The 12,820-nt window shown below is 44.3% G+C and carries 10 protein-coding genes; 5 read left to right on the top strand and 5 right to left on the bottom strand.

Annotated features, from left to right (window positions below; genetic code table 11):
• Window positions 1–8: 8 nt before the first annotated feature.
• Both M3202_RS08630 and M3202_RS08635 read right to left on the bottom strand, forming a co-directional pair.
• Window positions 9–656, bottom strand: a complete 648-nt coding sequence (locus M3202_RS08630; RefSeq protein ID WP_251222934.1) for an ABC transporter ATP-binding protein — start codon at window positions 654–656, stop codon at window positions 9–11.
• A gap of 1,709 nt (window positions 657–2,365) precedes the next feature.
• Window positions 2,366–2,908 carry a hypothetical protein gene (locus M3202_RS08635; protein WP_251222935.1) on the bottom strand — a complete coding sequence of 181 codons (543 nt, stop codon included), beginning with the start codon at window positions 2,906–2,908 and terminating at the stop codon, window positions 2,366–2,368.
• Window positions 2,909–3,109: 201 nt separating this feature from the next.
• On the opposite strand from M3202_RS08635, the gene M3202_RS08640 reads away from it, so the two are divergent.
• The 4 genes from M3202_RS08640 (at window position 3,110) to M3202_RS08655 (ending at window position 9,065) form a co-directional block, all read left to right on the top strand.
• Window positions 3,110–3,859, top strand: a complete 750-nt coding sequence (locus M3202_RS08640) for a DeoR/GlpR family DNA-binding transcription regulator (protein ID WP_251222936.1) — start codon at window positions 3,110–3,112, stop codon at window positions 3,857–3,859.
• Window positions 3,856–4,773, top strand: coding sequence for a 1-phosphofructokinase (gene pfkB / locus M3202_RS08645; RefSeq protein WP_251222937.1), 918 nt, complete (start codon window positions 3,856–3,858; stop codon window positions 4,771–4,773). Before M3202_RS08640 ends, pfkB begins: the two co-directional genes overlap by 4 nt.
• A 5-nt stretch (window positions 4,774–4,778) precedes the next feature.
• Window positions 4,779–6,620 carry a PTS fructose transporter subunit IIABC gene (locus M3202_RS08650; RefSeq protein WP_251222938.1) on the top strand — a complete coding sequence of 614 codons (1,842 nt, stop codon included), beginning with the start codon at window positions 4,779–4,781 and terminating at the stop codon, window positions 6,618–6,620.
• A 318-nt stretch (window positions 6,621–6,938) separates the two neighbouring features.
• A complete protein-coding gene (locus M3202_RS08655) occupies window positions 6,939–9,065 on the top strand; it encodes a methyl-accepting chemotaxis protein (protein WP_251222939.1) in 2,127 nt (708 codons plus the stop codon).
• Between the two features lie 397 nt (window positions 9,066–9,462).
• On the opposite strand, the gene M3202_RS08660 is transcribed toward M3202_RS08655, so the two are convergent.
• Both M3202_RS08660 and M3202_RS08665 read right to left on the bottom strand, forming a co-directional pair.
• Window positions 9,463–10,371, bottom strand: coding sequence for a DMT family transporter (locus M3202_RS08660; RefSeq protein WP_251222940.1), 909 nt, complete (start codon window positions 10,369–10,371; stop codon window positions 9,463–9,465).
• Between the two features lie 20 nt (window positions 10,372–10,391).
• Entirely contained in the window at window positions 10,392–11,429 is a 1,038-nt protein-coding gene (locus M3202_RS08665) for an NADH:flavin oxidoreductase/NADH oxidase (RefSeq protein WP_251222941.1), read from the bottom strand.
• 337 nt (window positions 11,430–11,766) lie between these two features.
• Here M3202_RS08665 and M3202_RS08670 point away from each other — a divergent pair, with 337 nt between their 5' ends.
• Entirely contained in the window at window positions 11,767–12,087 is a 321-nt protein-coding gene (locus M3202_RS08670; protein ID WP_285890330.1) for a general stress protein, read from the top strand.
• Window positions 12,088–12,195: 108 nt separating this feature from the next.
• On the opposite strand, the gene M3202_RS08675 is transcribed toward M3202_RS08670, so the two are convergent.
• On the bottom strand, window positions 12,196–12,633 hold the full coding sequence (locus tag M3202_RS08675; protein WP_251222942.1) for an Rrf2 family transcriptional regulator: 438 nt from the start codon (window positions 12,631–12,633) through the stop codon (window positions 12,196–12,198).
• Window positions 12,634–12,820 lie beyond the last annotated feature (187 nt).

Raw genomic sequence — 12,820 nt, forward strand, 5'->3', positions numbered from 1 at the left:
AAGGAAGATCAATCTTCTTTCTTTATAAGCTGCAGTTGATGGTTGTGAATTCTGTAGACATCGTCACAAAGAATGTTAATATCTTCTTGGTTGTGACTGGTCAAAATAATCGTTTTTCCTTTTCTTTTATAATCGCGTAATAGCTCTCGAATGTTTACTACACTATCGTGGTCTAAGGCGTTAAATGGTTCATCTAATAGAAGGACATCCTGGTCTTCCATTATCGCTTGAACGAGAGACAGCTTTTGTTTCATTCCTAGCGAGTAATGCTTTACTTTTTGCTTGTTATTTGGATCCAACCCTACTTGTTTCATTGAAGCTGCTATTTGACTAGGTGTAATAAGCTTTTGGATCTGTGCTAATCTTCTTAAGTTTTCAAAGCCGGTTCTGTTTTCAATAAAGCCTGGCCGATCAATGATAATACCAAAGCCTTTAGGGAAATTGCTGTTTGGCTCAAGATAGTGCTTATCAATTGAGATAGTACCGTCATCCGGCTGTATAAATCCGCAAATCATTTTAAACAAGACTGATTTTCCTGATCCGTTTGGTCCGGTAATACCGGTAATTGTTTTTTCACGAAAACTGGCTGTGGCGTTGGTAAATAAAATGTGGTTTTTAAATGTTTTGCTTATTTTATTTAATGTTACGATCGTCATTCATTTACATCTCCTTGTAAAGGCTTAATGCTTGATATTTTTTTGCTTTAATAGATATAACGAAAAAGCATACTGAAATAATAAGGATATGATTCATAATCGGGAAGAGAAGGGAGTCAAAGTAAGAGTAAATATAAAGTAATAACGTATAGACAGGGGGATTGATCCAAGTCCACCCGAAAAAAGCTTTAAATGAATAAAGACTAGCTACGAAAAAAAAGAGGCTCGTAAAGATAATAGTCCCAAAACGGGGAAAAAGTAAAAAAAGGGTTGTATTAATAAGATGTACAGTTAACAAGAACAGCGAAATAAAGCCGATTTGAAGCATGTAAAAAAGTAGTGGACTTAGTTCAGAAATAGATTGGTAAGCGTATAAAAGGGAATACGGATTTTGATTTGTCAGCGCATTGTCACTCCATGTAGGTCCATAAGGGATATTGATCGTGATGATAAAACTAATCAGGACCCATAATAAAACAATAAGTAACAGTCTCTTAAGAAATTGATTACTTACATATATCATCCATTTTAGATAGCTTTTATTTCTTACTAGAACGAGATAGTTCCACTCCTTTAATAAGAGTTGACCAGTTAACAATAAAGTAAAGGGGAAGATGAAAAAATAAAGTATATCCCCGTCCGCAACAAAATGTATAAGGATGTCCCATTGATTGATTGCTACATCACTATGTAGAGAGCTATCTATCATGTAGTTCCTCGACGTGAACCCAAAGATGAATAAAACGGTAAAAAAAATGATCCATTTAATTGAAAGACGTTCCAGGTAGACAGGTCTAAATGTTTTCATGTTAGCTCCTTTATTCTTTGCTTAGTGACTCCTAGTAAGAGTAAGACGATAAGACTCAACATAAAAAAAGGTGTCATTGCTTGAAAGAGCGGTAGCTGCAGATAGTTAAATTGAAAAATGAATGTATAAAACCGTAAATGATAAAGGTGTAAGGCGCCGAACAGGAAGTTCTGAAGTAAATAAAAAACAAACGGCATCGTTAAGGCAATATACTGATTCTTAATCAATAAGACAAGCAAAAAGGCGAAAGAGACCCATAATACGGCATTAAGCGCGATCCATATGGAGTAGACAAATCCAAATACAAGGGAGCCATATGTAAAGAACGTGGTAAGAGCACTTACTGCCGAATTCTCACTATATAATGTATAGTAGTTGCCAGTTTCAAAAAATCTTTCATCGATTTGAGCAAATTTCAGTAGAGGCTCTAAGTAAAAGCAAAAAAGAAAACAGACAAAAACAAAAAGAAATACGATGCAGAATGTCAAGATTATATTAGCTTGGAACTTAACTTTTAAATAAATTGGTAAAGGGATTCGTAACCGAGTATAAACGATATATCGATTTTTTACTTCGTGGGAAAAAGGGATGACATAGATAAACAGTAAAGGGACAACAAATAAGAGCATTACAAATTCACCGAGTAAAAAGGTGAAAAAATCATACTCATTTCCAAAAGCATAATCATTCATTTGTATGAAGCAAATTATGAAAGGAATCATCATAATCCCAATTCCTTTCATAATATAATTACGATTTACGGTATTTTTCACTTCATCGAATACATGATATTGATTCATCGCGTTTGACACCCTTCTATAATGTTGTAACAGAGCATTAATATACAACAGAGATAAAAGATAGAGAGCCTTGCCTCTATCTTTTATCTTAGGAAAAATTCTTAATTACTTCTCCAATCGAAAACGACGCCAGTACTGGATTCTAAAAGGTTCGATCTTAATTGCATACCAATCCCGGTTTGGCCTCGACTATATCGTGCCTCTATCGCGTACGAATTTCCACCAAGTAAATCTTTTCTCCATGGTCCATTTCCAGCAGAAGGATGAACGGTTCTTGCTTGAACAAATTTACCACCAGTAGCATGTAGTCTTAATCCTGCTTGTCCAGTCCCACTCTTTGTTTGGCGCTCAGGGTGAGTTAACGTTCCATAGTAACCGGGTAAAGTATCCTGATAGCGGCAAGACCATGCGGTACCGGTAATTTCGTAATTATCTTCTATACTTTGACTGGTAGACTTAGAAGCTGGACAATCAGCTGTTATAACAAAATCACCATTTAAACTTTGGTCCTCTTCGGCAAATACTGCTCCACCGGACAGGAATGCCCCTGTCAATCCAAGAATTAGAAACTTTTTCTTTCTTACACTTTCATTGAAATTGAATCCTATTATTTTATATTTTTGTTTCTTATTACAATATATCAAATTATTTCAAAAAAACAATTATTTTTTAAAATTTTCCAAATTTCATAGCTTATGTGATTTTCTGTAGAATTAAAAAGATAGTCTTCTTAAAGAAGGACATCAAAATATTAATCCCTTTCTTTGATTGAAGTTGATCGTTTTTGATTGAATACGATCGTTTTTCGTGTATAATGAAGACAGTAAGACAATGAGGTGAGGGACATGCTGACAGTAGAACGGCACGAAAAAATAATGAAATTATTGCAGGAAAAGCAAACGGTAACGATCCAGGAACTGCTCGATGAAACGGGAAGCTCCGAATCGACGATCCGCCGGGATTTAACCGAGCTTGAACAGCAGAAAAAAGTAAAGCGGATTCATGGCGGGGCGACCCGTTTGCAAAAAAAGCTTGAGGAGCCGACACTGGCTGAAAAAACGGTCAAAAACATTCAGGAAAAGAAAGCGATTGCTGAAAGAGCAGCTGCGTTCGTCGAAGAAGGAGACTGTATTTTTCTCGATGCTGGTACGACAACACTGGAGATGATTCCGTTTCTTAACAATAAAAAGGTTGCTGTGGTGACGAACGGCCTGATGAACATTGGACTGTTGGCTGATTTGGAAATTGAAACTCACGTCGTCGGGGGAGAAGTAAAATCAGGCACGAGAGCCTTTGTCGGGCGATCGGCGATTCAAACGCTCGAAACGTTCCGCTTTGATAAAGCATTCCTCGGAACGAACGGGGTGACAAAGCAGGACGGCTGCACGACTCCCGACCCGCAGGAAGCCTTTATTAAAGAATATGCCAAGCTGCGATCGCGCCAAACATATGTCGTAGCGGATCACTCGAAATTCGGCGAAGTTGCTTTCGCGAAGTTTGCTGCGGTCGACGAGGTGACGCTGATTACAAGTTCAAAGGTCGAAGAAGAGCGTGACGTCAGCCAGATGACGAATATTGAGGTGGTATCTCTATGATTTATACGGTGACATTAAATCCGGCACTGGATTATTTTGTCCGGGTCGATGAGGTCAAGATCGGGCTGGTGAACCGTTCCGCGGCTGACCGAAAGGAGCCGGGCGGTAAAGGGATCAATGTGTCGCGCGTGTTAAAGCGGCTCGGTCATCACAGCGAAGCATTAGGCTTTATCGGCGGCTTCACAGGGGAGTATGTGAAAAACGTGGTCGAACAGGAAGACATCGGGACGAACTTCACAACGGTCGAGGGAGATACGCGGATTAATATCAAAATAAAAGGGCACGAGGAAACCGAAATTAACGGCGTCTCGCCAGTCATCAGCGAGCGGGCTCTCAGCCGGCTGTATGAGCAGCTGGCCGCTCTCTCGCCAGGTGACGCGCTCGTCTTAGCGGGCAGTGTCCCAGAATCACTTCCGCTTGAAATATATAAAACGATGACTGCCGAAGCTCAAGCTAAGGGAGCAGAAGTGTTTGTAGATACGAGTGGAGAGCCGCTGAGACAGGTGCTGGAGGCGAAACCGACATTTATTAAACCGAATCATCATGAACTAGGCGAGCTTTTCGATACGGTGATTTCAGCTCCTGAGCAGGCGCTTCCCTATATCAGGCAGCTTCATGAACGGGGGATTCACTATGTGCTTGTCTCCTTTGCCGGGAAAGGGGCGCTTCTTGGCGCCGACGGGCAGATTTTTGCCGCTTCTCCGCCGAAGGGCACAGTGAAAAATTCGGTCGGAGCAGGAGACTCGGTAGTGGCGGGATTTTTAGCAGCGCAAAAAGAGGGGCGTTCCCTGAAGGAAGCCTTTTGCTTTGCGGTCGCGGCCGGCAGTGCCACGGCTTTTTCCTCAACATTTTGCCGGCTGGAGGAAGTTGAACGATTAGCGCGGACGATTGATGCCAGTATATGGGAAGGGTGAGTGAAGTGAAAATTTCTGATCTGTTACAAAGAGATACGATGATCATTGATATGAAAGCCGGGGATAAGGCAGCTGCGATTGATGAGCTTGTTGCCAAGCTTGATTCAGCCGGCCGTCTTGCAGATGCTGCGGGCTACAAAGAGGCGATTTGGAAAAGGGAAAACGAAAGTACAACCGGGCTTGGCGATGGCATCGCGATTCCACACGCCAAGAGCGAAGCCGTCCGCACCCCGGCGATCGCGTTTGGCCGTTCAACTGCCGGGCTTGATTACGAGGCACTTGATGGACAGCCGACTCATTTGCTGTTTATGATCGCCGCTTCTGCCGGGGCAAACGAGCAGCATTTGGCGACACTTTCGCGCTTGTCGACTTTTTTAATGGATGAAAGCTTTCGCGCGGCATTGCTTCAGGCCGAAAGTGAGGATGATGTCATCAGGGCGATTGACAAGAAAGAGCAGGAGGCTGTTGAGGAAGAGCAAAACGAGGAAGCCGGTCAGCAAGGCTACCGGATACTCGCTGTCACCGGCTGCCCAACCGGAATTGCCCACACGTATATGGCAGCGGATGCCTTGAAGGCGGCAGCAAACGAGCAGAATATTTCATGCAAGGTGGAAACCAATGGTTCGAGCGGGGTGAAGAACCGCTTAACCGCTGATGAAATCGAGCAGGCGGAGGCAATCATCGTCGCCGCCGATACAAAAATCGAGCTGGAGCGCTTTGCCGGAAAGCGGCTGATTCAGGTTCCCGTGGCCGACGGAATCAAGCGGCCGAAAGAATTGCTGGAGCAGGCTTTAACTGGAAACGCACCTGTGTATCAAGGCTCGAAGCAAGAGGAAAAAAAGGAAGAAGGAACAAGAGGCGGCGGCTTTTACAAGCATTTGATGAATGGGGTTTCCAATATGCTTCCGTTCGTTGTCGGCGGTGGAATTCTAATCGCGATCTCCTTTATGATCGATATCGACTTAGATCATCCGTTAGCGGCAATGCTTGATGCGATCGGCGGTGGCACGGCTTTTGCTTTAATGATCCCGGTGCTTGCCGCCTTTATTGCAATGAGTATTGCTGACCGGCCTGGCTTTGCGGCCGGGATGGTCGGCGGTTTAATCGCGGTTAATGGAGATGCCGGTTTTCTTGGAGGGCTGATTGCCGGCTTTCTTGGCGGCTATATCGCATTGATGATCAAAAGCATGCTGGCAGGGCTGCCTGACGCGCTCAGCGGCATCCGGACGATTCTGTTCTATCCGGTGTTAAATATCTTTCTAACCGGGATGGCGATGCTGCTGCTCGTTAGTCCGCTCAGTGCGTTTAACTCCGCGCTCGAAAGCTGGCTTGGAAGTATGGGGACGACCAACATCGTTTTCCTCGGCGTCATCTTGGCGAGTATGATGGCCATTGATATGGGAGGTCCGATCAACAAGGCGGCATTTACCTTTGGTATTGCGATGATTGACGCTGGCAACTTTGGGCCGCATGCCGCGGTTATGGCGGGAGGAATGGTGCCACCGCTCGGGATTGCGTTAGCGACGAGCTTCTTTAAAAGCAAGTTTACCGAGCAAGAGCGTGAAGCAGGAAAAACGAACTACCTGCTTGGAGCGTCCTTTATTACCGAAGGAGCGATTCCGTTTGCCGCAGCAGATCCTGGACGGGTGCTGCCGGCAGCAATTATTGGGGCGGCGGTAGCCGGCGGGTTAACGGCATTTTTCGGCATTGGATTGCCTGCGCCGCATGGCGGGGCGTTTGTCATCGGTCTTGTGTACGGAAATTGGTTCCTCTATGCCGTGGCGATTATTGCAGGAGCTGTGATCACGGCGCTGATTCTCGGCTTCTGGAAGAAAAAAGTAAGCTGAAAGCTTTTCTTTACAAGAGGAAGAGCTTGAGACAAAAGAGCTTTAAGAGAGCGTGGCGGCTACGTCACTGCTTAGAGGGCTGGGGCGAAAAGGTAAAAAACAACCTTTTGCTCCAGTCTCTTCCTTTTTTTGTGAGGAAAGACCTTGTAGATTACTGACGAAAAATAAGTGAATTTGAAAAAATTTCTTTATAGAACCATTTTCAGTATGGTAAGGTATAATAGTACCATTCCAAATGAAGGAGTGTTATACATAATTGGCCTGATGTTTTTTTAGGAAAGTATACATTTTAGTGTGAGAAGGACTAAGGAGGGCAGTATGAGTATTCGTAAGAAGCTTGTTGGAATTATTTTAACTGCAGTAATTGGATTTGTATTATTACTTGGGGCTGTTTATTATGCTTATAATGAACTGCTAGTCATGGATGAGGAAATGGAACAGATTGTCGATGCTGTAAACTTAGGTCAGAGAGTCATGTTGCATGCTAATCAGGCCCGGGTCAATGAATCAGAATTTTTGCAAACCTTCGATGAAGAAAATGTTGCCGAAGTGGAATCGGAAATCAATCAGCTGCAAGCTTCGGTGGACGAGCTTGCCAGTATGATGAGCAACGAGGCGATCAGTGAAAGCAGTAGAATATTGAACCAATATTCAACGATGTATTCCACGCGCTTTCAGGAGCTCGTTCAAAACCAGCAGGAAGTCGGGTACGGTCCTGACAGCGGTAAGCGCGGTGAACTGAACGAGGCGGCAGAGCAATTTGACACAATGCTGAGAGAACAAAATGACACGGTAGCTTTACAGCTGTTCCAGGAATTACGGATGATTGAAAAGGACTTTATTGCTGATCAGATTCCGGTCAGTGAATTTTCGCAAGTCCGGGAACAAATTGCAGCGCAAATTACAAGCGGCGGTTATTCGGGTGAGCAGCAGGAGGAAATGATTAATGCGTTAAATTCCTATACGGGTATATTTAATTCGATTCAGCAGCTGATTATTTCCCAGCTTTCTTCCTCACAGGTGTTCCAATCGATTATCGGTACAATGGATGTCGAAGTCGGCAACATTAATAATGTGCTGACGGAAAGCTATGAGCGAATTGTCGGGGAAAAAGAAAACTTAATGAACATGCTGATAATTATTATGGCAGCCGTCAGTGCCGTTATTCTTATTCTTCTTGTCGGAATCGGGATGTTCGTCCTGCGCTCAATTTCTAAATCGGTTCAGCAGTTACAAAGCGGAGCTGAGATTATTGGGGAGGGGAACCTCGCTTACCGGGTGGAAGACAGCGGGAAAGATGAACTTGGCAAAGTGGCCCGCACCTTTAATGACATGGCGGCACAAGTGCAAAAATCAATGATCGAAGTCAAGAATGCGGCCAATCAACTGTCAGCCTCCTCTGAGTCTTTATCTGCTGTCTCTGAACAGACAACGGCGCAAAGCTATGAAGTCAGTAAGGCGATTGAACAGGTAGCGACAGGAGCGCAACAGCAGTCGAGCGATATTGAGCAAGGCTCGCGTTTGATTGAAGGTATGACGACGCAAATTAATACGATTAACGAGCATGCTGAGGATATTGCCGTTCAGGCTCACACAACGAGTGAGCGGGGACAGGCTGGAATCGAAGTCGTCAATGAGCTTGATCAGACGTCAAGAGAGTATACGGCATTGGCTCAAACGGTAATCAACAGTGTTGAAGACGTAGCGAATCAATCTCAGCAAATTGCTAAAATTCTTGTGACGATCGAGGAGATTTCTGAGAGTACAGGGTTGCTTGCTCTCAATGCCGCAATCGAAGCAGCGCGGGCAGGAGAAGCAGGAAAAGGCTTTGCAGTCGTCGCGAATGAAGTAAGCAAGCTTGCGGAGAAAACAAAGGGAGAAACAAACAATATCCAGAAAGTCATTAAGACCATTAATGAAAAAATTGTCGCCTCAACTTCGGAAGCGCAGAAGTTAGAAATTTACAATCAACGTCAACAAGCAACAGTCGATCAGACATTAACCTCGTTCCATGATATTGTTGAGCATGTGACGGGAATTGAAGAAAGTACGGAAAAGATTAGACATGCTCTTACGACCGCAACCGAGTCGTCACGTAATTTAGTAGCGGCGATGCAGGATATTAGCGCGGTTTCAGAAGAGTCTGCCGCCTCAAGTGAAGAAGTGATGGCTTCAAGTGAAAATCAAATTAAGGCGATCGAAGAAGTGAATATTTCGGCAACGGAACTTCTGCAGCTCTCGCAAACGCTATTAGCAGAGGTAAACAAATTTCAGCTAGAGGATAATAATGCAGCCGAGGCATACAGCGACTATGAAGAAGTAGTCGAAGAATTCACAGAAGCCGAAGACCTCACGGATGAAGCTGAAGTGCAGCCTGAGGAAGAAGACATTGAGGTGGAAGCTGAAGCAGACGAAACAGAGGAGCAGGAACAATCGCGCCAATAAACGGTGATGGTCTAGTGAAAGCTCTCTGAAGAAATGAGCTTGAGACAAAACTAGCTTTGGACCTACTGGCAATGGCTTCACACGCCACAAGCCCGTTGTGAGAAACCCACTCACAACGAGGCCACTGAAAAACCTCTTTTTCCGTAACTCGAAGAAGTGTAATGGCACCGCGTGTTGCGCGCCTTGCTACGAGAAACCCACTCGTAGCGAGGCTTTCAAAATCAGGCAACGGCTACGCTCATTACTAAAAAGCTGCTGGAAAAGTGGAAATCGTACTTTTTCAGCAGCTTCCTCACAACGGGCTTTAAAAGATCGTGGCGGTTCCGCTCATTGCTTAAAGAGGTTGGGAAAAAGGTAAAAAACAACCTTTTGCCCAACCTCTTTTGGTTACACTGTCTTACATCGCTTTCTTTTTCAGTTTAAATGGGGAACGGAGCCGCTGAGTCTCGTTTATATTAACGAGGCCGATTCCAATGAGGATCAGCACCATTCCGACGATTGAGATCAGATGAATGGACTCCCCGAGCAGAAGCCATCCGCAGAGGACGCCGATCATCGGTACGAGCAGGAGCGACAGGGAAGCCTTGCCGCCCTCGCCCTTTTCCAGTAAATAAAACCAAAGGACGAACGCAAAGGCAGAGGCGACTACTCCGGCAAATAGCAAAGATAAAACAGCGGGGGTGCCCCATTGGATCGATTCACCTCTTTCAAAGAGAAGTGAGTAGCCTAACAGACCAGCAGCGCCAATCGCCATCTGGTAAGTTGTAAATTGAATCTTATTATGGTGCTGAAGAATCTTTTTCACGATAATATTGGAAATCGCCCAAGCGACTGATCCCGAAAGTACGAGAAGCTGCGTAATAAATGCGAATCCGCTCCATTCAAATTGAAGAGGATTAATTTCCAGGACGAAAAAAAGGCCGATAATACCTAAAAAGAGTGCTGTGATTTTGATCGCAGTCAAGCGCTCACCAAGAAAAAAGTGAGCGAGGAAGGCGAACCAAAACGGCATCGTAAATGACAATAAACTAGTGATCCCGGCATCGATATACTGTAAAGCCTGCTGATTGATCGTAAAGACATACGCGGTTTGCAGCAAGCCGCAAAGTGCATACCATTTCCAGTCCCCTTTTTTAGGTAAGGGAATCCGTTTATAGTAGCAAACAGCTAAAAGAACAGCGGCTCCTAAACAGAAACGAATGGCCGAAAAAAGGACAGGAGGAAAATAATCAAGGGCCGTTTTCATAACGACCCAATTAAATCCCCAAATTAAACAAAGTAAAATCGTTAACCAGATGATAAGCATCTCCCCCAGTTACATGAAATCTACAATGCTCGTGAATACTGTTTCGGAATGTCGGTTTTATGGTCGAGCGTGCGGGCTGCATGAATCGGCCAATAAGGATCGCGCAGCAGTCCGCGGCCAATCGCCACTAAATCGGCATCATTGTTTCCGATGACGGCATTGGACAGCTCCGGGCTGTCCAGCTTCCCGACACTGATGATTGGCAGGTCAAATTGCTGCTTAAACGCCTGCGCGTACGGTACTTGGTAGCCGGAGTGCGTACCTGGTTTGCCGTGCGGGCCCATTCCGGCGACTTCGAGCGGAGCTTCACCGCCAGCACTAATATGAAAAATATCGACACCGGCTGCTTCATATTGCTTACAAATGTCGATCATGTGATTGACATCATATCCACCAGCTGCAAATTCAGTCGCTGAAACGCGCATGAGCAGCGGCATTTCCGCCGGCAGCTCACTTTTTACCGCCTGAATGACTTCGACGCCGAATTTTGCCAGGTTCTCTCCATATTCATCATCACGTTTGTTAATAAGCGGAGAATGAAACTGATGAATCAAATAGCCGTGTGCGCCGTGCAGCTCAATCGTATCAAATCCAGCCTGAACGGCTCTTCTGGCCGCTTGACGGAATTTTTCCACAAGGGCGTTAATGTCATCCTTTGTTAACGCTTTTGGCACCTTGAAGGTTGAATCATAGGCAATCGCTGAGGAAGAAACCGGAAGCTTGGCGTCTTCTGCTTTGCGGCCGGCATGGGCGATTTGAATACCCATTTTTGCGCCATGTTTATGACACGCTTCGACAATCCTTGCATATGCCGGAACATGTTCATCAGACCAGATCCCTAAATCATAATCAGTAATGCGGCCATCCGGCTCGACATCGGTCATCTCGATGATAATCAGTCCAGCTCCGCCGACTGCCCGTGACGTGTAATGGGTAAAATGCCAGTCATTCGGCTTGCCATCCTTCGCTTCGACCGAGTATTGGCACATCGGGGCCATGACGATACGGTTCTTTAATGTAAGTCCCTTATAGGAAAACGGGGAAAATAAGTGTGTCATCTTTGTTCCTCCTTTAGTTTTCAGATGCAGTTACTAATATGTAATGCATTTGTGCAGCTTTCTTCTAAAAAGATACGGTTATCAGCAAAGCTTCACGTAGTTATTTTACTAATAATTTGGAAGAAAGGAAACTAATGTGCCTCCTTTTACGATTGTTTTGTTTGAATAGGGAGGAAGACGGAAACTTATATCATAAGAAATAGATAATTATTAACAAATACTAGATAAAATGGACTAATTATCAATTTAATCATAAATTTAGGGTTTTGTGCTTCGGTAATGTTGGTACACAGAGTTATGTAACACCCAATAAACTTTTTCAAGGAGGATGATGGAAATGGCTACAAACAATTCTACTAGCAACATGACACGTGAGGAAGCAGGACGTAAAGGTGGAGAAGCGAATGCTCGCCAGCATGACCGAGAGCACTTCGAGGAAATTGGCAGAAAAGGCGGCGAACAGACAAGCCAAAATCATGATCGTTCCTTTTATCAAGAGATTGGAAAAAAGGGTGGAGAAGAAAATGCCCGTCAGCATGATAGAGAGCATTTTCAGGAGATCGGTCAAATGGGCGGAAGAAATTCCTCCTCAAATAACCAGCCTTCCAACAGCAACAACAGCAACAACAATAACAACAATAACGGCAACAACAATTAAAGAGGAACGTTTGTGCATCGTTTGAACATAAAAGGAACCGCTGTCAGTCCAGAGTAAGGCAGCTGCCCCAAAAAGCCAATACTTTTTGGGGCAGCTGCCTGTTTTCGTCTATTCAAAACGCAGTAACTGAAATAGCTCCTCTTCATTTACGAGGACGTCGGCTAACGTGTATTTATGGAGCACTTGAAGATAGGCCTGCATCGCTTCGCCAAGAACCCCCTTTAAACGGCAGGACGGTGAAATGACGCATAGATTTTTATTCGGATCAAAGCATTCAACCGTATGAAAATCCTCTTCCATCAGCCGGACAACCTGACCGATGTTAATCTCTTCCGGGCTTTTTCCTAAACGAAGTCCGCCGTTGCGCCCGCGAATGTTTTCGAGGTATCCGGCTTTTCCAAGCTCATATACGACCTTCATCAGATGATTTTTCGATATGTGGTAACTGTCGGCAATTTCTTTAATCGTCGCCAGCTTTTCCTGTTTGCGTACGGCCAAATAAATTAAAGTGCGTAAGGAGTAGTCAGTATAATTTGTTAAGCGCATAGTATCTTTCCTTTCTAAGGAGTGGACAACTTCTGTCTAATAAGTTCTCTCACTAGTAATGGTATCATCAAAAAAGAGAAATGGCATGTAATGCGTAAGATTTGTGTCCAAATTATTAAAGAAGTATTTAAAATATTGCTTTTAGCCTCCATTAGTGAAAGAATGAAACTAGCTTCATAAACTAATG

Origin of the sequence: Halalkalibacter oceani, from assembly GCF_023715605.1 — a bacterium.
Lineage (GTDB): Bacteria > Bacillota > Bacilli > Bacillales > Bacillaceae_D > Halalkalibacter > Halalkalibacter oceani.